The organism is Burkholderia sp. IO2 (genome assembly GCF_029522185.1).
Taxonomy (GTDB): Bacteria; Pseudomonadota; Gammaproteobacteria; order Burkholderiales; family Burkholderiaceae; genus Burkholderia; species Burkholderia cenocepacia.
The window spans coordinates 155,639-177,807 of sequence record NZ_JAKWFH010000004.1; the positions used below are offsets into that span (position 1 = coordinate 155,639).

The following is a 22,169-nucleotide window of genomic DNA, read 5'->3' on the forward strand; positions in this document are numbered from 1 at the left end:
AAAGGACCCGCGCGGAAAGCGCGGGCGCCACGGATCCGCCGTCGGGCAGCGTGAATTCCGTATCGGTCGGACATCGGGAACAAAACTTGCGGGAGTGTGCCTTCTGGTCAGACGAAAGAAAAGGATCAGAGGACGCCTGAAACATACGGATCAGCGATTTGGGGCGCGCTTGCACGTGACGGCTGCCGTACTACTCTTTGTCATCGAGGCCCGATCGGCCGGGGGACAAGCATGAAGCGCTATGCGGTGCTGGCACAGACGATCGCGGACGCCATCCGGCGCGGCGACCTCGCGGCCGGCGCACGTATCCCGACCGTGCGAGCGGCATGCCGCGCGTATCGCGTGAGTCCGTCCACCGTGTTTCGCGCGTACTACGCGCTCGAAAGCGAGGGCCTGATCGTCGCGCGGGCGCGCTCCGGCTATTTCGTGGCGAACCTGGCCGACAAGCACGTGCGGTTCGGCCACGATCCGCCGCGCAAGCCAGGTGCGGCACAAACCGGCGACGACGACGCGTTGTTCCGCCTGCTCGACTCGCTCAAATGCGACGACGTCGTGCCGCTCGGCTCGGCATTCGCGAGCTATTCGCTGTTCCCGATGAGCAGCCTGTGGCGTCACGTCGCGTCGGCCGCCCGCAACATGGACCGCGGCAAGCTATTGGCGGGCTTGCCGCCCGGCTACGACGCGCTGCGCCGCCAGATCGCGTTGCGTTACCTGAATGCGGGCGCGTCGCTGCCGCTGGAGGAGATCGTCATCACGACGGGAGCGATCGAGGCACTGACGCTCAGCCTGCAGGCGCTGACGCGCCCGGGCGACATCGTCGCGATCGAACGGCCGGCATTCCACGCGGTGCTGCAGGTCGTCCAGTGCCTGCACCTGAAGGCCGTCGAGATTCCGGTCGACCCGCGCACGGGCCTCGATCTCGACGCGCTCGCCGAAGCGCTCGACACGCATCCGGTGCGCGCGTGCTGGTTCATGACGTCGTTCCACAACCCGACCGGCGCGACGCTGACCGACGAGCGCAAGCGCGCGCTGATCGAGCTGCTCGCGTCGCGCGGCGTGCCGCTGATCGAGGACGACGTGTATGGCGAACTGCAGTTCGGCACGGCCCCCACGCGCCCCGCGAAACTGTATGACGACAGCGGGCTCGTCCTGCATTGCGGGTCGTTCTCGAAATGTCTCGCGCCCGGGTTCCGGATCGGCTGGGTCGCGGCCGGCCGCTTCGTGCGGCAGATCCGTCAGGCCAAAGGCGCGAGCGGGCCGGCCGCCGACGTACCCGCGCAGATGGCGATTTCGAGTTACCTGCGCGACGGCGCATACGACCGGTTCCTGCGCAAGCTGCGACGCAATCTCGCCGCGCACCAGGCTCAGATGCTGTCGGCCGTGCGCGCGTATTTTCCGGCTGACACCGAAGTGTTCGCGCCGCGCGGCGGATATTTTCTGTGGATCGAACTGCCGCCGCACATGGATGCGATGCACCTGTTCGACGACGCGATGGAGAGCGGTGTCAGCATCGCGCCCGGGCCGATCTTCTCCGCGACCGGCGGCTTTCGCCGCTATCTGCGGCTCAACTACGGGCGGCCGTGGACACCGGCCGTCGAGCGCGCGCTGGAGACGCTCGGCACGCTCGCGTCCCGGCAACGGCACGGCGGCTAGCACGAGACGGGCGGCACGAAATGTGCGGCACGCGACGCGCGACATGCGCCTTGCGTTTCACGCGCGAACGACCAAGAATGAAGCGGCAGGCAGCCGCGGACGAACGGGTTCCACGCGTCCGATGTTATGGAGAATGACATGAACACCGCATGCGAACGACCGCCGATGTGTAACCCGACGATGGCGCGCGCCGGTCGCTGACGATGCGCGTCCTGCCCAACCGGCGTGTCCGCGCGCGCGATGCCTGGCGGGCCGTGCTGAACACGCGCGCCGAATCGCGGCACGCCGCTTGCTGCCGCTGCCGCGAATGCGGTTTCGTGGCGTTCCGCGCGCTCGAGCATTGCCCCGTCTGCGGTCAGTGGAACTGGCCGTTCGAGTCGATTGGCCACACACCGGCCGACGCGCGTGCCGCGCATGCGCCGCGGTCGTTCCATACATGGTCGTCGCGCGTCGCCCGAGCGCTGCGCAACGCGGCTTTCCAGCGGCCGCGCGCATCGAGCGCGCCAATCCTGAGCATACTGACGCTCGTGCTGCTGGTCGGCGGCTACGTGATGGTCGACCAGACCTGCAAGGCCGATTCCGTCTGTCGGGGCTCCGGTGTGCCGGGCGCCGTCGCGACCGGAGCCGTACTTCAAGCGTCGAACGAGCCATTGATACCGGTCGTGCCGGCACCCGTCTACCCGTTTCATTCGACCGATGAAACGGCGGTGGCAGCCCGTCCGCCACTGGCCAATCCGCCACAGGACGCCCCGCTCGCCGGCAAACCCGCGCGCCGGATGGCGGTTGCACAGGCCGCGCCGTCGTTGCGCGCGCCTGACCGGACGCGCACCGGCGCGGTCCGCGTCGCCGACTGGAAAGGCAACCCCGACACCGCCCATCGCACGCGTGCGATCCGCCGCGTCAGCCTGCACACCGGGCGGACACGTCGCGCCGCGGCCAGCAACGCCGAACTCGCGAAGCTCTATCGCGGCCACTGAGCGCGCGATCCGGGCCCGCGTGCCCGTCGATTCAATTTTCTAAACCGCCCCTCACGAAACCTCGTTTGTGCCGCGACGGACGCATGACGTTCAATGGGTCATTCGCCCGCGCCGGCGCGTATCGCACGCCGGCGCAGTCCGATCCACCGAACGGAGTCTGTCGATGAATGCACTGCAGCTCGTGACCCTGGCTGCCATCTGGGGCGCGTCCTTCCTGTTCATGCGCATGGGCGCGCCGGAATTCGGCGTCGTCCCGCTGATCGCATTGCGCGTCGCGATCGCGGCCGTGCTGTTGTCCCCGGTGCTGCGCGATGCGCAAGCGCGGCACGAATTCCGCGCGCACGTCGTGCCGCTGTTCGTCGTCGGCATCGCGAACTCGGCGCTGCCATTCTGCCTGCTGACCTATGCGGCCCTGTTCGTGACGGCCGGCACCGATTCGATCCTGAATGCAACGACCCCGCTGTGGACCGCGATCGTCGCGTACGTGTGGCTGCGCGCGCCGCTGGCGAAACCGCAGGCGATCGGTCTCGCGCTCGGCTTCGCCGGGGTCGTCGTTCTCGCCGGTTCGGCGCTCGGCACCGGCACGCCCGGCGCGCCGGGCGCGATCGCCGCCGCGATGCTCGCGACGTTGTCGTACGGGTTCGCGGCGCATTACTCGAAGCGCAAGCTCGCGAACGTGCGGCCGTTCGTGTCCGCGTTCGGCAGCCAGTTGTTCGCGGCCGTCGCACTCGTGCCGCTCGCGCTGCCGATGTGGCCGCACGGTCCCGTGCATGCGTCCGCATGGATCGCGGTGGTGTTGCTCGGCGCGATCTGCACGGCAGTGGCCTACCTGCTGTATTTCGGGCTGCTTCGCAGTGCGGGCGCGCAATACGCGGCGTCGGTCACGTTCCTGATTCCGGTCTTCGGCGTGGTGTGGGGCGCGATCTTCCTGCACGAGACGATCACCGTGCAGACGGTCGCCGGGTGCGCGATCATCCTGCTCGGCACGGCGCTCGCGACCGGCAAGCTCAAGGGCTTCGCCTCGGCTCCCGTGCGCGGGTCAAGCCAGTAGATCGGGGGCGTCGCGCTCGTCGCGGCCGATCTCCCGCGCCAGCCAGTCGCGGAACGCGGCGATCTTCCACTCGTGCTGGCGCACTTCGCTGCACACGACGTAATAAGAGAACTCGGTCGGCCAGGGCCGCGCCAGCACGCGAACCAGCCGCCCGGCCGCGACTTCGTCGCGCGCATAGATGTCGCGCACCAGCGCGATGCCCTGCCCGGCGACCGCGGCCCTGATCAGCAACGCATCCTCGCTGAAGCTCGCGCCGCGCGGCGCGCGCGCGTCCTCGATGCCTTGCGTGCGCAGCCACAGCACCCAGTCGGCGCGGTCGGCGTCCTGCAGCAGCGGGTACGACAGGCAATCGGCGGGGGCGTCGATCGGGCGCGCGGGATCCAGCAGTTGCGGGCTGCACACGGGCCACAGCTCCGGCGTCCAGATGCGGAACGATGCATGCCCGGGATAGCGGCCCAGCCCGTGCCGGATCGCGACGTCGACGTAGTCGCGGCGCAAGTCGACCAGTTGCGCGCGCGTCTCGACGGTGATTTCGATTTCGGGGTACGCGGCATGGAACGACCCGAGCCGCTGCACGAGCCACGTGTTCGCGAACGACGCGGTGGTCGTCACCGCGAGCCGGACGATGCGCCGGTTCGCGCCGTGCACGCTCGCCCACGCGGCCTCGATCTCGTTGAAGCCGCCGGCGAGCTGGTCGAACAGCGCGCGGCCGGTGCCGGTCAGCTCGAGTTCGCGGCCGGTGCGCTCGAACAGGCGCACGGCGAGGCGATCCTCGAGATTGCGGACATGCTGGCTGACGGCGCCCGGCGAAATGCAGAGCAGGTCGGCCGCCTGTTTCATGCTGCCGCAACGCGCCACTTCGACGAACGTGTGCAACGCGGCGAGGGGAAGTGACTTGGCCATCCGTGGAGCGCCGCCGCGCGGCGGTGGAGGGTTCGGGAACGGGCGATGATTATCGCAGCAATTGCGCGGCCCCGCCTTTGCTCCGGCAACGAAAACGGGCGGCCCGTTTCCGGAACCGCCCGCTTCGTGTGGCGCGTGTCGAACGCTAGTGCATCACGCCGCCAGCAACCCGTGCGGGTCGATGACGAATTTGCGCGGCGCGCCGCCGTCGAACTTCTTGTACCCTTCCGGCGCCTGATCGAGCGAGATCACTTCGACGTTGACGATCTTCGCGATCGGCAACCGGTCGAACAGGATCGCCTGCATCAGGTTGCGGTTGTACTTGAGCACCGGCGTCTGGCCCGTGAAGAACGAATGCGACTTCGCCCAGCCGAGGCCGAAGCGGATGCTCAGGCTGCCGTGCTGCGCGGCCTTGTCCTTCGCGCCCGGATCGTCCGTCACGTACAGGCCCGGGATGCCGATCGCGCCGGCCGGGCGCGTGATTTCCATCAGCGAGTTCAGCACCGTCGCGGGTGCTTCCTCCGCATGGCCCGACGAGCCGTGGCCGTGCGCCTCGAAGCCGACGCAATCGACCGCGCAGTCGATCTCGGGCACGCCGAGGATCTGCTCGATCTGCTCGCCGAGCGACGCGTCCTTGGACAGATCGACCGTCTCGAACCCCATCGCCCGTGCATGCGCGAGACGTTCCGCGTTCATGTCGCCGACGATCGTCACGGCCGCGCCGAGCAGGCGCGCCGATGCGGCCGCCGCCATCCCGACCGGGCCCGCGCCCGCGATATAGACCGTCGAACCGGGTTTCACGCCGGCGCTCACCGCACCGTGATAACCGGTCGGCAGAATGTCGGACAGGCAGGTCAGGTCGCGGATCTTCGCCATCGCCTGGTCGCGATCCGGGAATTTCAGCAGGTTGAAATCGGCATACGGCACGAGCACGTACTCGGCCTGGCCGCCGATCCAGCCGCCCATGTCGACGTAGCCGTACGCGCCGCCGGCACGCGACGGGTTCACGTTCAGGCACACGCCCGTATGCGTGTCCTTGCACATCGCGCAGCGGCCGCACGCGACGTTGAACGGCACCGACACGAGATCGCCGAGCTTCAGCGTCTCGACGTCGCGGCCCACTTCGACCACTTCGCCGGTGATCTCGTGACCGAGCACGAGGCCGACCGGCGCGGTCGTCCGGCCGCGCACCATGTGCTGGTCGGAGCCGCAGATGTTCGTGCTGACCACTTTCAGGATCACGCCGTGGCCGATCGCGCGGCCGCTCGGGTCGACCATCTTCGGATAATCGATTTTCTGGACTTCGACCTGGCCCGGTCCAAGATAGACGACACCTCGATTGCTGCTCATCGTATTGTCTCCATGTCTCGTTGGATGGCGCCGCGGCGCGCCGGCCCTTGCGGCGCACGCGCAACGTGCTGTTCGAGAGTAGTCCGGGAGGCAGGGGCGCCGATGTCTCAAACGCGACATGCGTTTGATCGGCGCCGACATCGATGGCGGAAATACGAAAGTCGGGCGGGAATCTACCGGGGGCCGGACCGGCCCTTGCGGCCGGCCCAACCTCGACGGGCCGGCGCTACCCGCCCTGATTCTCGCGGATGATCGCGGCGGCGGCCGCTTCCGCGTCGCTCGCGACGCCGTCGTGCACGCGCGTGCTGACGGCGGGCGTCGGCGGCTCGCTGTCGAGCGCGTGGCCGTTGCGGTCGTGCGTGTCGACCGTCGCGCGCATCGACAGCCCGACGCGCAGCGGATGCGCGGCGAGATCGCGCGGATCGATCGCGATCACCACCGGCACGCGCTGCACGACCTTGATCCAGTTGCCGGCCGCGTTCTGCGACGGCAGCATCGAGAACGCGCTGCCCGTGCCCGCCGAGAAGCCCTGCACGCGGCCGCGATAGGCGATGCGCGAGCCGTAGAGATCCGACACGACCTCGACCGGCTGCCCGACGCGCATGTGGCGGATCTGCCCTTCCTTGAAATTCGCCTCGATCCACAGCCGGTCGAGCTGCACGATCGACATCAGCGGCACGCCGGGCCCGACCTGCTGGCCGACCTGCACCGAGCGCTGCCCGACCGTGCCGTCGACGGGCGCGACGATCGTCGTGCGCTTCAGGTTCCGGTACGCGAGCTTGAACTGCGCGGCCGCCTGCACGACGGCCGGGCTTTCGTCGACGGGCAGCTTGCCGCCGAGCGCGCGCGCCGCGTCGAGCTGCGCCTGCGCGGCCGCAAGGTTCGCCTGCGCACCGGCCACGGCCGCGCGGGCCCGTGCCAGTTCTTCGGGCGCGACGATCTCGACCGATGCACCCGAACGCGCGGCGAGCGCGCGCTGCGCCAGCGACAGGTCGGCGCGCCGCGCATTCACGGCCTCGACGTACATCGTGTTCGAGATCTTCGCGTTCGCGACCTGGCGCACGGCCTGCGCGAGCTGCGCCTTCGCCTGCGCGAATGCGACGGACGCCTCGGTGTCGTCGAGCCGCACGAGCGTCTGCCCGGCGCGCACGGCCTGCGTATCGGCGACCACCACGTCGGTCACGGCGCCCGGGATCTGCGCGGCGACCTGCACGATGCTGCCCGCGACGTACGCGTCGTCGGTGTCTTCGTAATAGCGGTCGCTCAACAGCCAGTACGCGGTCCATGCGATCGCGGCCAGCAGCACGATCGCGAAGAACACGGTGAAGCGCTTGCGACGCGTCGCGCGGCGCCCATCGAGGGCCGGGTCGTCCAGCGCGGCAGGCGGCGCGGCGGAATGAAGGTTGTCGTGGTGCATCAGTCGCTTTGCGTAACGATCAGACGATCGTGCTGGAAGACGGGAATCGCGGGCATCGGCGACGCGCTCCGCGCCGGACTCGCCGCGGCCGTGCGCGCGAGCACGGGCGTGCCGCGAGGCGCTGCGTCGGGACGGGTCGCGCCGATCGTCGACGGGCGCGCCGTGTCGTCGCGTCGCGCGGATTCAGGGGCGGGCGCGGCCCGCGTCGTGGCGAAGGCCGCCGACATCGCCGTGCTCGCCGTACTGGCCGCCGGCGAGTCGTTCGAAGGCCCCGCCACCGTCGCCCGGTTCGCGGCCACGGCAGTCGCGGCCCCGCGCCGGGCCGCCCCGCCGCGCGCCTGATGCACGGCCGGCGTCTGCGCCTGCGCGACCGTTGCGCCCGCATCGAACCCGCCACCCAGCGCGCCGATCAACCCCACGCGGAGCGTGCGCTGCTTGCCGAGCAACGCGATCATCTGCGTGCGCTCGTCGATCAGCGTGAGATCCGCGACATCGACGTCCTTCTGCATCAGCACGCCGCGCCGATGCCGATCCGCCGCGATCTGCACGATCTTCTGCGCGGCCGCGACCGCGTCCTGCTGCTGCGCGACGAGCGTCTGCGACGTCTGCAGCGACGTGATGAGTTGCGCGACCTGCCCGAGCGCGTCGTCGACGGTCTTGTTGTACAACCCGATCGCGACGTCGGCTTGCGCGACGTCCGCGCCGAGCTTCGCCTTCAGCCGGCCGCGATCGAAGATCGGCAGCGAAATCGCCGGGCCGACGGAGCCCGCGATCGAATCGCGCGAGAACAGCGACGCGGGCGTCAGTGCGAACACACCGCCGAGCGCGACGAGGTTCACGTCCGGATAGAACTGCGCGCGTGTCGAGTCGGCATTCGCGAACGCGGCCTCGACCCGCAGCCGCGCGGCGACGATGTCGGGCCGGCGGCCGAGCAGATCGGCCGGCAGCCGCGCCGGCACCGCGCCGCCCGCGAACGCGCCGACGCGCGGCCGCTGCAGCGCGAGCCCGCGCTCCGGGCCACGGCCGGACAGCACGCCGAGTTGCAATTGCGCGAGCTTGATCTGCTCGTCGTTCAGCGCGATCTGTTCGAGCAGGCGGCTGCGCTTGATCGACGCATCGCTCGCGTCGTACGCGTTGTCGAGGCCGCGCGCGGTGCGCTCGCGCAGCACGGCCGTCACGCGCTGGCTGATCTTCAGCTTCTGCTGCAACAGGTCGCGCACCGCGTACGCCTGGTCGAGCTGGCAATACACGGTGACGATCGCGACGGCGAGCGTGAGCCGCACCTGCTCGGCCTCGACGCCGGCCGCGTCGCGCAACGACATCAGGCTCTTCGTCGCCGCGCGGTTCTTGCCCCACAGATCGAGCTGGTAGTTCAGCCCGACGAAGATCGAAGACGGCGACACGTTCGGATCACCGAAAATCTGCACCGGCACGCGATAGCCGCCGGCCGTCACGTCGGCGATGTCGCCGGGCTTCGGCATCCGCGCGCGGCTGATCGTCGCGCCGGCCGTGCCCGTCAAACCGGTCAGAGAATCGAATTGCTGAAGCTGTGCCTGCGCGATCCTCAGCCGCGCCTGCGCGACCTGCAGGTCGGGGTTGTGCTGCGACGCCTCGGCGACCAGATCGTCGAGCTGCGGGTCCTGCAACTGCTTCACCCAGTCGGGCGCAGGCCACGCGCCGTTCGCGCCCGGGCCGGCGGTATGCACGAGCGCATCGTCGGCCGGCGCACGCAGCGACAGCGACGGCAGGAAGCCCGACGGCACGCACCCGCCCAGTGCGAGCATTGCCGCGGCGGCCGCCGCGATCAACGAACCGCCCTTCACGCCCCGCGGCACACCCGCCGCTTGCTTCGTCGGCTGCATCGTCACCCCTGTCGAACGCGCTGCGCCCGCGCGGCCAGACGCGGCCGCGTGCGCTCGAGCGGGCCGAGCCGGCCGAACAGGCCGTCCGCGACGCCGAACAGGATGCCGGCCAGCTTCGCCCGCTTGTCGCGCTCGACGAGCGCGATCTGCACGACCTGCCACACGGTCAGCAGGTTCGGCACGAGCGCCACCGGAAAGCGCAGCCCGTACTGCATCCCGAGCTGCACCGCATTGCGCGCGCTGTAGTAGCGCCGTTGCCACGAGTGATTCATCGACGTCATTTCAAAAGGGCCGATCGCGTGCCGCTGCTTCGCGCCGATCCGGTGCGGCAGCACCAGCGACGGCACGACGTAGAGCGGCACGTTGCGCGCCAGCGCGCGGAAGCTGTATTCGGTATCGACGTGATCGATGAACAGCGTCTCGTCGAACCGGCCGAGCACGTCGAACGCGTCGCGCGACACGACGCAGCCGGACGAGATCAGGAATGCGCAGCGCTGCATCGGCGTGCCCGGCTCGATGCGCAGGCGGCGCAAGCCGATGCCGTTGGTCGCGAGTTCGGGCAGGAAGCTGCGCGCGTTCTCGTCGAAGATGCGCGGGCCGGCCAGGAACGCGCGCCCCGCGAGCCCCGCGCAGACGTCGCGCATCGTCGGAAAATACGCGGCCGGCACCGACGAATCCTGGTCGAACAGCGCGACTGCGTCGACGCGGTCGCGAAACAGCGCCGCGAGCCCCGCGTTGTACGCCCCCGCGATGCCGCCGCGATTGCCGTGATGCAGCAGCGCGATGCCTTCGCGTGCGCACAGTTCACGAGCCCGCGCATCGGGCTGCGGCGTGTTGTCGACGACGAGCAGCGCGTCGCACGCGTGCCGCCATCCGCGCAGCGCGTCGAGCTGCGCGTCGCTCGGGTGATACAGGATCACGAGTGCGCCGAGTGTCGTCATGGTCCGCTCCTCAATGCCCGAACGACGCGGCCGCGCCGCGCTTGGGGCGCGTCAGCCACATCATCGCCGCGAGCGCGAGACACGTCATGCTCGCCATCCAGAACATGTCGTTGGTCGCCATCATGTAGGCCTGCTGCATCACGACGTGGTGCAGCGTCGTCAGCTCTCGCACGCCGTCCACGCCCATCGCGTTCAGCGCGTGCACGAAGCGTTGAGTGTTCGCCGATGCATGCGTGACCGATTGCGACACGACGTCGTAGTGATAGGTCGCGCGGTTGTCCCACAGCGTCACGCTCATCGCGGTGCCGAACGCGGCCGACAGCGTGCGCAGGAAATTCGACAGACTCGACGCGGCGGCGAGCCGGTCGTCCGGAATGCGCGACAGCGTCGCGGCGGTCAGCGGGATGAAGAAGCACGGCAGCCCGATTCCCTGGATCAACCCGGGTGCCGCGATCTGCGCGAACGTCATCTTCAGCGTGAAATGCGCGTCCCATGCGAGCACAGCGGCGAACACGAGAAAGCCGAACGTCGCGAGCACCCGCGCGTCGAAGCGGTGCGCATGCAGCCCGACGAGGATCGAGAACACGAGCGCGAGCACGCCGAGCGACGCGGTCGCGAGCCCCGCATGAAACGCGTTGTAGCCCATCACGGCCTGCATCCACAGCGGAAACACCACGCCGACCACGGAGAAGCTCATCATCCCGAGCGATATGATCAGCACGCAGAACGAGAACGTGCGGTCGCGAAACAGGCTCAGGTCGACCACGGGATGCGCTTCGCCCGCTTCCCAGATCAGCAGCGACACGATCGCGAGCGCCGCGACCACCGCGAGCGTGACGATCAGCGGCGAATCGAACCAGCCGCGGTCGTGGCCGAGATCGAGCATCGCCTGCAGCGAGCCGACGCCGATCACGAGCAGCACGATGCCCGGCACGTCGATCGGGCCGGCCGCGCCGCGCTGCGCGTCGGGGCGCAGCATCGCGGTGCAGACCGCGAACGAGAACAGCCCGATCGGCAAATTGATCAGGAAGATCCACGGCCACGAGAAGTTGTCGACGATCCAGCCGCCGACCACCGGCCCGAAGATCGGCGCGAGCAGCACCGTCATCGCCCACAGCGCGAGCGCGATCGTGCGTTTGGTCGGCGCAAAGGTGCGCAGCAGGATCGTCTGCGACAGCGGCACCATCGGCCCCGAACACAATCCCTGCAGCGCGCGGCAGATCACGAGCACGTGCAGGTCGCGCGCGAGCCCGCACAACAGCGACGTCAGCGTGAACAGCAGCACCGCGCCGACGAACAGCCGCAGCTCGCCGACGCGGCGGGCCAGCCAGCCGGTGAGCGGCACCGCGATCGCGGCCGCGACCGAATACGAACTGATCACCCACGTGCCCTGGCTGTTCGATACGCCGAGACTGCCCGAGATCGCCGGCACCGCGACGTTCGTCACGGTCGAGTCGAGCACCTCGATGAAGGTCGCGAGCGACAGCGCGAACGTCAGCAGCGCGAGCCGGATGCCGCGCACCGGCTGCGCCGCGGGCGCGGGCGCGGGCGCCGGCGCGTCGAACGCGGACGGCGCGACGGGCCCGTCGTGAAGCGGCGACGCGGCGCTCATGCGCCGGCCACCGCGACATCGGCCCGCGCGGCCAGGCGCCCGCGCCTGGGCACGAACCGTTCGATGAAACCGGCGGCCGCGTCGCAGCCGTCCGGCGCGGCCGCGAGCAGCGCGCGCGTACGTTCCGCATGCACCGCGAACGCGGGTTCGTCGAGTACGCGCGCGAGCGCCGCGCCGAGCCGCGCGCCGTCGAGCGGGCCGTCGACCCGCACGCCGCAGCCGTTTGCGACGACGCGCTGCGCGTTGTCGAACTGATCGTGCGCGAACGGCGTGACGACCTGCACGATGCCGGCTTCGCACGCGAGCGCCGCCGTGCCGATCCCGCCGTGATGCACGAGCGCGCGGCAACGCGGCAGCAACGTGCGCATCGGCACGAAGCGGCGCACGAGCAGCCGGTCGCCGCCGGGCGCCGCATCGTGCGGCGTCAGCAGGATGCCGCGCGCGCCGGTCGCGCGCAGCGCGTCCGCCACCGCACGCGCATACGCCGCATGATCGACGAGCGTCGACCCGGCCGTGAACACGACCGGGGCTTCGCCGGCCGCGAGAAACGCATCGAGTGCCACATCATCGTCGGGTGTCGCGATATCGTTGAACAACGGAAAACCGCTTTGCAGATGATTCGACGGCCAGTCGGGCTGCGGCGGCGCGAACCAGCCGGGGAACAGGCACAGCACGCCGTCGGTCGAATGCAGCCAGCGGCCGAGCACGCGCCGCGCGGGTGGCAGCCCGAGCTCGCGGCGTACCGCGTCGAGCGCGGGGCCGCACACGCGGTCGAGCACCTGCCGCTCGATCAGCGTCATCAGCGCCGATTTCACCGGCAGCGGCCAGCGCGCGGGAATCGTCAGGCGCGGGTGAGTGGGCGGCGCATGCGCGGACAGCAGTGTCGACGGCGACACCTGCACCGACACGTACGGCGTGCCGTGCAGTTCCTGCATGAAGCGCGCGGAGAACGCCCACAGCGTGCCGACCAGCACCGTGTCGGCATCGGTCAGCGCGCGCAGCGCATCGTAATGCGGGCGCAACGTCGGCGCGATCACCTGCCACAGCGTGCGGAACGACGTGCGCGGATCCCACAGCGCGGGGTTCGCCATCGCCGCGTCGTATTCCGCCGCGGTGCCGACCGGCACGAACGCGAACCCGCAGCGGCGCACGGCCGCCTCGAACGGCGCATGCGTGCAGAACACGACGTCGTGACCGCGCGCGGCGAGCGTGCGCGCGACGCCGAGCAGCGGATGCACGTCGCCCGCCGAGCCGATCGCGGTCACGATCATCTTCGCCATCGCGCGCCTCGCGGGTGTCAGTAGAAGCCGGGGATCAGCGCCGCGACCTCGCGGCGGTACTGCGTATACGCCGGCCCGAAATATCCGGTCAGCCAGCTCTCCTCGACGCGCACCTTGTACGCGAGCGACGCGAACACGAGCAGCACGCCGATCGCACCGCGCCATTCGCCGCCGATCAGCGCGGCGCCGACCAGCGCGATCAGGCAGCCGGTGTAGATCGGATGACGCACGAGCGCATACGGCCCCGTGCGCACGAGTTCGTGGTTTTCCTTCAGCGTGACCGACACGCTCCAGTTCGTGCCGAGATGCAGCCGCGCCCACACCGAAAACAGCAGGCCGGCCACCAGCACCGCGAGCCCGCACTGCGCCTGCAGCCCGAAGCGCTGCCAGTCGGGCACGAGCGCCTGCCACGACGGATCGGGCAGGATGATCAGCGCGCCGCCGACGATCAGCGGAATCGACTGCAGCGTGCGCGAGCGCGACGCCTCCTTGCGCACGGTCGTCTTGACGCCCTGCGACGTGGCGATCCAGTACGCGAGCCACGCGGCCCACGGAACGACGATGGCGATGGTCTGAACGATATTCACGGCTGGCCTGCCTCGTTGGGATGGGAATTCGGATACGCGGGACGAACGCGATGCGCGGCGGATGGCGTCACGACGACAGCGCGTGCATCGGTGCAGGTATGCACGCCGGCGCGGTCGCACGTGCGATGCCGGCCGCGACGGACGCTTCGCCACAGAAGAAATCGAGCAACGCGGCACGGGTGTATTCGCGCTGCGCACGGCCTTCGATGTCGAGGAAGTGGCCGGCGTCCGGCACCGTCGCGAACCGCGCGCGCGCCACGTGCGCGCCGAGTTGCCGCACGTCGGCCGGCGTCGTGTATTCGTCGCGCTCGCCGTTCAGGAACAGCAGCTCGCAGCCGATGTTCGCGAATTCGCTGAAATAGCGCTCGGGCTGCAGCGACAGGATCTGGTCGACGTGGAACGCGACCTGGTCCTGCTCGTCGCGCGGCAGGCGCGTCAGATACCGGTAGTTGTACAGCTTCATGATGCGCGGCAGATAACGGCCGACGGTGTCGTTCAGCAACTGCGCGGCCTTCAGGTTCTCGCCGGCCGCGATGTGGTCGCGGGCGCGCGTCACGTAGTCGACCATCGCGTCGTTCAGGAACGGCGAGAACGAACAGATCGCCGCGCGCCGCACGCTCGGGCAGCCGCGCGCGAGCGCGAACAGCGACGCGACGCCGCCCCACGACACCGACACGAGGAACGACGGCGCGAAGTGCTCGACCAGGTACTGGAGGATCGCGGCTTCGTCGTCCTTGGTCAGGATGAAGCAGCCGGGATTGTGCTGGCGCGACTGCCCCGCATACGGCAGGTCGAAGCAGATCGTGTTCATCCGCTCGCCGAGATACTGGACGGTCTGGCCGAACGACGCGGTCGTCGCGAGCGCGCCGTTGACGAGCATCGCCGTGTCGAACGCCGGGTCGAACACGTTCCGTTCGACGTAGACCTTCAGACCATTCGGCAGCGGGACCACGTGTTTTTCGGTCGGCATCGTCGTTCTCCGGTGGATGCGGCGTCTCGACGTCGCGGCATGCTGCAGGTGCGCAATGGCTGGCGCCGGCCAGGCGCGCGATCCGTCCGCGCGGCCATTGCCGACGCACCGCGGCAATGACCGGCGGCGCCATTCATTCCTCGTAGTGCGGCGCCATACTAATACGGTCGATATTACTGACTCAAGTCATTCCAAAAATCCCTCTACTCGGCCCGGAAATACGCCGGATTCAAATTTTTTCATCAATTTCTATGGTATGCGGAATCCCAAAAAGAACGAACGCAATCGTTTGCGAGCAGTCCACGCCGGCATTCACAAATCCGTAAATACGCATTGTTTTCAATCAATTACATCATTTCAATCGACCGATTGAAACGGTTTTTAGAAAACCGCGCATCTTCACAATCCGATTTGACAATTTCACATCGTGAATAATGTTGCAGATTTCAACACTCTTTCGATTTGTAATAGAAACAGGTGGGGAAACGGTCCATCGCATTGCGTCATTTTTTCATGAACCGTTTTAAACAGATTCAAACTTAATTAACGTTCTTTCAAGGCGTTTTTCCGCACCTGCACATGACGCTCGCGACGAACGACCGTGCCCCGTTTAGAACACCGCACCTCGTTCGGCCCCGATTTTTTGTTGATTGAACGATCAATAAAAAACCGATAAGCTCTCGACTTCCATGGACGGCCCGCCCGGGCGAAGGGAGTCGCGATGCCGAAAGTCGGAATGCGGGAGATACGCCGCGCACAGTTGATCGACGCCACGCTGCGCTCGATCGACGAAGCGGGCCTGCCCGGCACGACGCTCGCATCGGTCGCGCAACGCGCGAACATCTCGACGGGCATCGTCAGCCATTACTTCGGCGACAAGGACGGCCTGCTCGAAGCGACGATGCGACACGTGCTGCGCGACCTGTGGTCGGCCACCACGCGTCGCCGCGTCGCCGCACGCAAGGACCCGCGTTCGCGGTTGCGCGCGGTCGTCGCCGCGAACTTCGACGACACGCAGGTCAGCGCGCCGGTGATGAAGACGTGGCTCGCATTCTGGTCGCAGAGCATGCACGACCCGATGCTCAAGCGCCTGCAGCACGTGAACACGCGGCGCCTTCATTCGAACCTGTGCGCCGAGTTCGCGAAAGCATTGCCGCGGACGAAAGCGCGCGAAGCCGCCAGCGGCCTCGCCGCGCTGATCGACGGCCTGTGGCTGCGCGGCGCACTCGCCGGCGGCCCGATCGACACCCGAGCCGCGTTGAAGCTCGCCCACGATTACATCGACCTGCTGCTCGCGTCCGACTGACGCGTCACGCAGTCGCCCTCAAGGAGATCCTCATGTCCGTATACGGTTTGCAGCGCCTCTACATCGGCGGCGGTTACGTCGACGCCACCAGCGGCAAGACTTTCGACACCTTCGATCCCGCCACCGGCGAACTGCTCGCGCAGGTGCAGCAGGCGAGCGCGGCCGACGTCGACCGCGCCGTGGCGTCCGCTCGGGACGGCCAGCGCGAATGGGCCGCGATGACCGCGATGCAGCGCTCGCGCATCCTGCGCCGCGCGGTCGACCTGCTGCGCGAACGCAACGACGAACTCGCGGCCATCGAAACGCGCGACACCGGCAAGCCGATCGGCGAGACGCTCGCAGTCGACATCGTCACCGGCGCGGACGTGATCGAGTACTACGCGGGCCTCGCGACCGCGATCGAAGGGCTGCAGGTGCCGCTGCGCGCCGAGTCGTTCGTCTATACGCGCCGCGAGCCGCTCGGCGTGTGCGCGGGCATCGGCGCGTGGAACTACCCGATCCAGATCGCCTGCTGGAAGACGGCGCCCGCGCTCGCGGCCGGCAACGCAATGGTGTTCAAGCCGAGCGAAGTCACGCCGCTGACCGCGCTGAAGCTCGCGGAAATCTATACGGAAGCCGGCGTGCCGGCCGGCGTGTTCAACGTCGTGCAGGGCGACGGCTCGGTCGGCGCGCTGCTCACCGGCCATCCGGACATCGCGAAGGTGTCGTTCACCGGCGGCGTCGAAACCGGCAAGAAGGTGATGTCGCTGGCCGGCGCCTCGTCGCTGAAGGAAGTGACGATGGAGCTTGGCGGCAAGTCGCCGCTGATCGTGTTCGACGATGCGGACCTCGACCGCGCGGCCGACATCGCGGTCACCGCCAACTTCTTCAGCTCCGGCCAGGTCTGCACGAACGGCACGCGCGTGTTCGTGCACCGCTCGGTCAAGGACGCATTCACGCAGAAGGTGCTCGAACGCGTGAAACGCATCCGCGTCGGCAAGCCGACCGATGCCGACACCAACTTCGGCCCGCTCGTGTCGGCCGCGCAACTCGACAAGGTGCTCGGCTTCATCGAAAGCGGCAAGGCCGAAGGCGCGAAGCTGCTCGCGGGCGGCACGCGCCTGACCGACGGCCATTTCGGCAGCGGCCAGTACGTCGCGCCGACCGTGTTCGGCGATTGCCGCGACGACATGAAGATCGTGCGCGAGGAAATCTTCGGGCCGGTGATGAGCATCCTCGATTTCGAATCGGAGGACGAAGTGATCGCGCGTGCGAACGACACGCACTACGGGCTCGCGGCCGGGGTCGTGACCGAGAACCTGTCGCGCGCGCACCGCACGATCCATCGCCTCGAAGCCGGCATCTGCTGGATCAACACGTGGGGCGAGTCGCCGGCCGAAATGCCGGTTGGCGGATACAAGCAATCCGGTGTCGGGCGCGAGAACGGCATCACGACGCTCCAGCACTACACTCGCATCAAGTCGGTGCAGGTCGAGCTCGGCCGCTACAACCCGGTGTTTTAAGACAAGGAGATCCGTCATGACGACACGCGAATACGACTACATCATCTGCGGCGCGGGTTCCGCGGGCAACGTGCTCGCAACGCGCCTGACGGAAGATCCGGACGTCACGGTGCTGCTGCTCGAAGCGGGCGGCCCCGACTACCGCTTCGACTTCCGCACGCAGATGCCGGCCGCCCTCGCCTATCCGCTGCAGGGCCGCCGCTACAACTGGGCGTACGAGACCGATCCCGAGCCGCACATGGACAACCGCCGGATGGAATGCGGCCGCGGCAAGGGGCTCGGCGGCTCGTCGCTGATCAACGGGATGTGCTACATCCGCGGCAATGCGCTCGACTACGACAACTGGTCGACGCACAAGGGCCTCGAGAACTGGACGTATCTCGACTGCCTGCCGTACTTCAAGAAAGCCGAGACGCGCGACGTCGGCCCGAACGACTATCACGGCGGCAGCGGCCCCGTGTCGGTCACGACCAGCAAGCCGGGCGTGAATCCGCTGTTCGAAGCGATGGTCGACGCAGGCGTGCAGGCCGGCTATCCGCGCACCGACGACCTGAACGGTTACCAGCAGGAAGGCTTCGGACCGATGGACCGCACCGTCACGCCGAAGGGCCGCCGCGCGAGCACCGCGCGCGGCTACCTCGACCAGGCGAAGGCGCGGCCGAACCTCGAGATCGTCACGCACGCGCTCGCCGACCGCATCCTGTTCGACGGCAAGCGCGCGTCGGGCGTCACCTACCTGCGCGGCAGCGAGCGCGCGACCGCGCATGCGCGTCGCGAAGTGCTCGTGTGCAGCGGCGCGATCGCATCGCCGCAACTGCTGCAGCGCTCGGGCGTCGGCCCCGGCGCATGGCTGAAGGCACTCGACATTCCCGTCGTGCTCGACCTGCCCGGCGTCGGCCAGAACCTGCAGGACCACCTGGAGATGTACATCCAGTACGAATGCAAGGAGCCCGTCTCGCTGTACCCGGCGCTCAAGTGGTGGAACCAGCCGAAGATCGGCCTCGAATGGATGCTGAACGGCACGGGCCTCGGCGCGAGCAACCACTTCGAGGCGGGCGGCTTCATCCGCACGCGCGACGACGATCCGTGGCCCAACATCCAGTATCACTTCCTGCCGGTGGCGATCAACTACAACGGCTCGAACGCGATCGAGATGCACGGTTTCCAGGCGCACGTCGGCTCGATGCGTTCGCCGAGCCGCGGCCGCGTGAAGCTGCGCTCGCGCGATCCGAACGACCATCCGAGCATCCTGTTCAACTACATGGCCGAAGCGCTCGACTGGCGCGAGTTCCGCGATGCGATCCGCGCGACGCGCGAGATCATGCGACAGCCTGCGCTCGACCGCTATCGCGGCCGCGAGCTGAATCCGGGCGCCGACTGCAAGACCGACAAGGAACTCGACGCATTCGTGCGCGCCCGCGCCGAAACCGCATTCCATCCGTCGTGCTCGTGCAAGATGGGTTACGACGACATGGCGGTGGTCGATGAAGAAGGCCGCGTGCACGGGCTCGACGGGCTGCGCGTCGTCGACGCGTCGATCATGCCGATCATCACGACCGGCAACCTGAACGCGCCGACGATCATGATCGCCGAGAAGATCGCCGACAAGATCCGCGGCCGCACGCCGCTCGCGCGGGTCGACGTGCCGTACTTCGTCGCGAACGGCGCACCGGCGAGGAATGTCGCGAAGGCCGTGCGGCAACCCGAGACGGTCTGATGCAGGCAGGCGCCTGCCCGGGCGCCGCGATACCACCCGCGCGGCTCGCGGCGTTCTCGCCGCGAGCCGCATTTCATTGCGCCTTCTCGTTTGCGCTGCGTGGCCGGGCTGCCGAAACACCGCGCATCCGCTTGGCGCGGACGATCGGGTTCCTGCGCGACGTCAGGCTCATCGCGTCACGCAGGCGGTCGAATGCGACATCTTCCTTCACCCCGAAGCGGCTGACCGCCGGCCATGCGAGCACGTGGTCGAGCCACGTTTGCCATGTGTCGCCCCAAAACCGGTGGCCGATTTCCCGAACCGTGTCCGGCGCGGCGATCACGATGCCCGCCAGCAGGTAGCAGGCCCAGAAGCTGCCGGCGCCAACGAGTCGATCGAGCCGGCACACGGCAAGTGCAGCAAGCAGCCCGTCCTTCGACGCGAGATCGGTGCGATGCGTTCTGATCGCTTGCGCGACGAAGTTGTGCCGACCGCCGTACGCCTGAACGGAAACGCCGTTGCCCGCGGCGAGTTCGGCCGCGAACATCGCGAGTGCGGCCATCTCGTCGACGCGCGCCGCGTCGTCGCGCGGGCCGCATACGCGCAACACGGTCGCATCGATGACCGCGCCGGGACGAGTCGGTGTTGCCGCGATAGCGGCCAGCCTGTCTCTCAGGTTCTTTGCAGGCGGCGTCTCGCACCGCCCGTCATGTCGAGCCGCGATGCGCGCGCCCGAGTCGCGGCCTGCGCATTCGACGCCATCGGCAATTCGTTCAAGCGCGGCCCAGCCGACGTCGGGATCGTCGAACGTGCATGCACCGATCACGCCGTGCGCGGTGTCGAATACGGCACGCGAGCCGGGGCAGCAACGCTCGGCCTCGGCGAGTTGCTGGACCGAAGGCACATGCGAGCACGCGCCGGGCGGATCGGTCGGGTCGCATGCGCAACCGCCGCCGTCCGTCGCGATCCACGGGACGAGCCGATGAAGAACCGCAGTCGCTTCGCGGGAGAGGTTCGCGCCTGCGCCCGCACGGATCGCGTGCGAAGCGGCGACGGTCGCGTCGCCCACGCCGGTTGGCGCCATCGCGCAAACCGGCGTGTCGAGATGGTCGATCAGGTACTGCAACCACGCGGCCGTGCGCAGCCGGTCGGGCGTCGCGCCGCGGGCATCGCCATACTTTGCTGGATCGGTCAGCATGGGTCGTCCGGGATGGTTCTGGTCAATTGGCCTGGTTTTGTTTCAATCGGATCGGGTGGCGCAATACACGCCACGCCGGCCCTGCAAGTCCGCCCGTATCGGATCGCGACACGGGCGGGCAACCGGCCGTCGCGCTGGTAAGCATGACGGCTCGCATGAATCGGAGATGCGGAAACTCGCGTATGCGCCGCGCGGTTCACATGCGCGGCGGGCGCCCCGCTTCGCGGCGCCTACTGCACGCGGCGCTTCGGCAATACATGGATGGCGGCATACACGACCACGCTGTCGGACGAATCCGGCCGCCGCGCCGATACGCGCGACGGCGCGAACCCATCGAAGCCGCGAAAACCCGCCGCGCATACCGCATGCACGGCCCTCGCGCGCGGCGGGTTCCCGCTTCGCTCGCGCGACGCTTACTGCACGTGGAACTTCGGCGACGTCAGGACCGTACCGGTCACCGTGCAGTCCGGCGTCAGCACGGAGTTGTTGAACGCCAGCGACGAGTTCGCGTCGCTCCACGCGGTCACGACCTTGCTCGGCCCGCAGGTGCCGAGCAGCGTGACGTTGACCTTCACGTTGTTGATCGACAGCTGCGTCGTGCTGTCGGCTTGCCCCGTCCACGGCGACGTGCTGCTCGCGCTGCCGCTGATCAGGCCGCACGTCGCGCCGCCCGCGAACGTCGTCGACGTGATGTTGACGATGCCGGTCGACGTGATCGTGCCGTTGAAGGTCGCGGTACAGCTGGCGTTGATCGATCCCTTGCTGAGATTCGTGAGCCCCGTCGCCGAGAACGGCTCGCCGTTCGGATTCATCGGCTGGCCGTCGGCACGCGAAACGGTGACGGCGAAAGCAGGCGCGGCCGAAACCGCGGTGAAAGCCACTGCAGCAACAAGCGATACGATTTTGCGAATGCTCATTTGAACTGCCCCCTCTCTTCACAAATGGCGGCACGCCGCCAGGAACGCGACCGTCCGGCCGGAACGATCCGGCCAGCCGGTCGCAGGAAGCCGCCGGCACGCGTCATGCGCGCCGGTCGGCTCAGAACTTGTAGGAAATCCCGACGAACGTGATCAGCGGATCGGCCTTCAACTTCGTGCGCGTGGTCGCGAGCGTCGACCCGTCGGCCGCCTTGATCACGAGCGACGAGTAGGTCTTCAGCGGCATGTACGTCAGCGTCGCCGTGAGCCCCCAGTGCTTGTCGATCGCGTAGCTCGCGCCGATGTTGTAGACCGGCGTGAACGACGACGACGCTTTGCCCTCCACCGACGTTGCCCCCGGCTTGCCGGCGCCGGCGGCGAGCACGCTGCCGAGGTTCTCGTTGATGTCCCTCGCGAAGTTGCCATTCAGTTCGATGTTGCTGAACCAGCTGTAGGCCACGCCGATCCCGACGAACGGACGAAACTTCGCCGTCGACGAATTGAAGTAGTACTGCAGAATGATCGTCGGGCTCCACTGCCGCGCGTTCTTCACGGCCGGCTGGTTCGCCGGATTGTCCATGTTGACCGAACCGAGCGCGCCGGCCGGGCCAGGCGGCTTGATCACCCCGTGTCCGGTCAGCGTGAATTCCGGCGGCACGCCGAGCACCGACGTCACCGCGATGTGGTCGGTGAAGAAGTGCGTGAGCGTGAGGCCAACCGTATCGGCGTTGTTGACCGTCAGGCTCGTGCCCGGCGACGTGAACGAACCGGGCAGGCGCAACGGTCCGTTGATCGGCATGTTCGCGAGATTCGTCGTCAGCCCGTTGGTCGAATCCTGCGGCATGATGTGCAGCCAGCCCAGCGTCGCGACGTTGTCGCCCGCCTGCTGGGCCGATGCGAGCGTCGATACGCCTGCGACGACACCCGCGACAATCAGCTTCTTCATG

General features: G+C 68.3%; 18 protein-coding genes. 6 read left to right on the forward strand and 12 right to left on the reverse strand.

Annotated features, from left to right (window positions below):
• Positions 1-231: 231 nt before the first annotated feature.
• The 3 genes from MMB92_RS04040 (at position 232) to MMB92_RS04050 (ending at position 3,681) form a co-directional block, all read left to right on the forward strand.
• Positions 232-1,653, forward strand: a complete 1,422-nt coding sequence (locus MMB92_RS04040) for a PLP-dependent aminotransferase family protein (RefSeq protein WP_006498742.1) — start codon at positions 232-234, stop codon at positions 1,651-1,653.
• A gap of 203 nt (positions 1,654-1,856) precedes the next feature.
• The gene (locus MMB92_RS04045) at positions 1,857-2,630 is read left to right on the forward strand and encodes a hypothetical protein (protein WP_277562544.1); all 774 of its coding nucleotides are present in this window, start codon (positions 1,857-1,859) and stop codon (positions 2,628-2,630) included.
• Between the two features lie 163 nt (positions 2,631-2,793).
• Positions 2,794-3,681: a DMT family transporter gene (locus MMB92_RS04050; RefSeq protein WP_048985121.1), complete on the forward strand. Its 888-nt coding sequence runs from the start codon at positions 2,794-2,796 to the stop codon at positions 3,679-3,681.
• On the opposite strand, the gene MMB92_RS04055 is transcribed toward MMB92_RS04050, so the two are convergent.
• The 9 genes from MMB92_RS04055 to MMB92_RS04095 form a co-directional block, all read right to left on the reverse strand.
• A complete protein-coding gene (locus tag MMB92_RS04055; protein ID WP_006498737.1) occupies positions 3,670-4,584 on the reverse strand; it encodes a LysR substrate-binding domain-containing protein in 915 nt (304 codons plus the stop codon). The genes MMB92_RS04050 and MMB92_RS04055 overlap by 12 nt on opposite strands.
• Positions 4,585-4,737: 153 nt before the next feature.
• Positions 4,738-5,934: a formaldehyde dehydrogenase, glutathione-independent gene (gene fdhA, locus MMB92_RS04060; RefSeq protein WP_006488979.1), complete on the reverse strand. Its 1,197-nt coding sequence runs from the start codon at positions 5,932-5,934 to the stop codon at positions 4,738-4,740.
• A gap of 226 nt (positions 5,935-6,160) precedes the next feature.
• On the reverse strand, positions 6,161-7,351 hold the full coding sequence (locus MMB92_RS04065) for an efflux RND transporter periplasmic adaptor subunit (protein WP_059721826.1): 1,191 nt from the start codon (positions 7,349-7,351) through the stop codon (positions 6,161-6,163).
• Positions 7,351-9,135: an efflux transporter outer membrane subunit gene (locus tag MMB92_RS04070; protein WP_346828514.1), complete on the reverse strand. Its 1,785-nt coding sequence runs from the start codon at positions 9,133-9,135 to the stop codon at positions 7,351-7,353. The genes MMB92_RS04065 and MMB92_RS04070 overlap by 1 nt, the downstream gene beginning before the upstream one ends.
• Positions 9,136-9,215: 80 nt before the next feature.
• Positions 9,216-10,154 carry a glycosyltransferase family 2 protein gene (locus tag MMB92_RS04075; protein WP_006482184.1) on the reverse strand — a complete coding sequence of 313 codons (939 nt, stop codon included), beginning with the start codon at positions 10,152-10,154 and terminating at the stop codon, positions 9,216-9,218.
• A 10-nt stretch (positions 10,155-10,164) separates the two neighbouring features.
• Positions 10,165-11,766: a DHA2 family efflux MFS transporter permease subunit gene (locus MMB92_RS04080; protein ID WP_006498734.1), complete on the reverse strand. Its 1,602-nt coding sequence runs from the start codon at positions 11,764-11,766 to the stop codon at positions 10,165-10,167.
• Positions 11,763-13,046 (reverse strand): nucleotide disphospho-sugar-binding domain-containing protein, encoded by a 1,284-nt coding sequence (locus tag MMB92_RS04085; RefSeq protein ID WP_006498733.1) that lies wholly within the window; start codon positions 13,044-13,046, stop codon positions 11,763-11,765. The genes MMB92_RS04080 and MMB92_RS04085 overlap by 4 nt, the downstream gene beginning before the upstream one ends.
• Positions 13,047-13,063: 17 nt before the next feature.
• Positions 13,064-13,633 carry an isoprenylcysteine carboxylmethyltransferase family protein gene (locus MMB92_RS04090; protein WP_006482692.1) on the reverse strand — a complete coding sequence of 190 codons (570 nt, stop codon included), beginning with the start codon at positions 13,631-13,633 and terminating at the stop codon, positions 13,064-13,066.
• 67 nt (positions 13,634-13,700) lie between these two features.
• Complete coding sequence (locus MMB92_RS04095; protein WP_006498732.1) at positions 13,701-14,603, reverse strand: alpha/beta hydrolase; 903 nt, start codon at positions 14,601-14,603, stop codon at positions 13,701-13,703.
• 721 nt (positions 14,604-15,324) lie between these two features.
• Between MMB92_RS04095 and betI the strand changes: the two genes are divergently transcribed.
• Genes betI through betA form a run of 3 tightly spaced genes read left to right on the forward strand, consistent with a single transcriptional unit; the run spans position 15,325 to position 19,128 of the window.
• On the forward strand, positions 15,325-15,909 hold the full coding sequence (gene betI, locus MMB92_RS04100) for a transcriptional regulator BetI (protein ID WP_006482690.1): 585 nt from the start codon (positions 15,325-15,327) through the stop codon (positions 15,907-15,909).
• A gap of 32 nt (positions 15,910-15,941) precedes the next feature.
• Positions 15,942-17,411: a betaine-aldehyde dehydrogenase gene (betB, locus tag MMB92_RS04105; protein WP_062884940.1), complete on the forward strand. Its 1,470-nt coding sequence runs from the start codon at positions 15,942-15,944 to the stop codon at positions 17,409-17,411.
• A gap of 16 nt (positions 17,412-17,427) precedes the next feature.
• Positions 17,428-19,128, forward strand: a complete 1,701-nt coding sequence (gene betA, locus MMB92_RS04110; protein ID WP_006482695.1) for a choline dehydrogenase — start codon at positions 17,428-17,430, stop codon at positions 19,126-19,128.
• 73 nt (positions 19,129-19,201) lie between these two features.
• Here the strand turns inward: betA and MMB92_RS04115 are convergent, their stop codons facing one another.
• The 3 genes from MMB92_RS04115 to MMB92_RS04125 all read right to left on the reverse strand — a co-directional run bounded on the left by MMB92_RS04115 (position 19,202) and on the right by MMB92_RS04125 (position 22,168).
• Complete coding sequence (locus MMB92_RS04115) at positions 19,202-20,305, reverse strand: hypothetical protein (RefSeq protein WP_077056635.1); 1,104 nt, start codon at positions 20,303-20,305, stop codon at positions 19,202-19,204.
• A 413-nt stretch (positions 20,306-20,718) separates the two neighbouring features.
• A complete protein-coding gene (locus MMB92_RS04120) occupies positions 20,719-21,222 on the reverse strand; it encodes a hypothetical protein (protein WP_006480638.1) in 504 nt (167 codons plus the stop codon).
• 121 nt (positions 21,223-21,343) lie between these two features.
• Positions 21,344-22,168: an OmpW family outer membrane protein gene (locus MMB92_RS04125; RefSeq protein ID WP_006482693.1), complete on the reverse strand. Its 825-nt coding sequence runs from the start codon at positions 22,166-22,168 to the stop codon at positions 21,344-21,346.
• Between the last annotated feature and the right edge of the window lies 1 nt (position 22,169).

Bases quoted from the DNA above. Each gene is read 5' to 3' on its own strand.
- MMB92_RS04040 (WP_006498742.1), top strand. From the start codon at position 232: ATGAAGCGCTATGCGGTGCTGGCACAGACGATCGCGGACGCCATCCGG.
- MMB92_RS04045 (WP_277562544.1), top strand. From the start codon at position 1,857: ATGCGCGTCCTGCCCAACCGGCGTGTCCGCGCGCGCGATGCCTGGCGG.
- MMB92_RS04050 (WP_048985121.1), top strand. From the start codon at position 2,794: ATGAATGCACTGCAGCTCGTGACCCTGGCTGCCATCTGGGGCGCGTCC.
- MMB92_RS04055 (WP_006498737.1), bottom strand. From the start codon at position 4,584: ATGGCCAAGTCACTTCCCCTCGCCGCGTTGCACACGTTCGTCGAAGTG.
- fdhA (WP_006488979.1), bottom strand. From the start codon at position 5,934: ATGAGCAGCAATCGAGGTGTCGTCTATCTTGGACCGGGCCAGGTCGAA.
- MMB92_RS04065 (WP_059721826.1), bottom strand. From the start codon at position 7,351: ATGCACCACGACAACCTTCATTCCGCCGCGCCGCCTGCCGCGCTGGAC.
- MMB92_RS04070 (WP_346828514.1), bottom strand. From the start codon at position 9,135: ATGCTCGCACTGGGCGGGTGCGTGCCGTCGGGCTTCCTGCCGTCGCTG.
- MMB92_RS04075 (WP_006482184.1), bottom strand. From the start codon at position 10,154: ATGACGACACTCGGCGCACTCGTGATCCTGTATCACCCGAGCGACGCG.
- MMB92_RS04080 (WP_006498734.1), bottom strand. From the start codon at position 11,766: ATGAGCGCCGCGTCGCCGCTTCACGACGGGCCCGTCGCGCCGTCCGCG.
- MMB92_RS04085 (WP_006498733.1), bottom strand. From the start codon at position 13,046: ATGGCGAAGATGATCGTGACCGCGATCGGCTCGGCGGGCGACGTGCAT.
- MMB92_RS04095 (WP_006498732.1), bottom strand. From the start codon at position 14,603: ATGCCGACCGAAAAACACGTGGTCCCGCTGCCGAATGGTCTGAAGGTC.
- betI (WP_006482690.1), top strand. From the start codon at position 15,325: ATGCCGAAAGTCGGAATGCGGGAGATACGCCGCGCACAGTTGATCGAC.
- betB (WP_062884940.1), top strand. From the start codon at position 15,942: ATGTCCGTATACGGTTTGCAGCGCCTCTACATCGGCGGCGGTTACGTC.
- betA (WP_006482695.1), top strand. From the start codon at position 17,428: ATGACGACACGCGAATACGACTACATCATCTGCGGCGCGGGTTCCGCG.
- MMB92_RS04115 (WP_077056635.1), bottom strand. From the start codon at position 20,305: ATGCTGACCGATCCAGCAAAGTATGGCGATGCCCGCGGCGCGACGCCC.
- MMB92_RS04120 (WP_006480638.1), bottom strand. From the start codon at position 21,222: ATGAGCATTCGCAAAATCGTATCGCTTGTTGCTGCAGTGGCTTTCACC.
- MMB92_RS04125 (WP_006482693.1), bottom strand. From the start codon at position 22,168: ATGAAGAAGCTGATTGTCGCGGGTGTCGTCGCAGGCGTATCGACGCTC.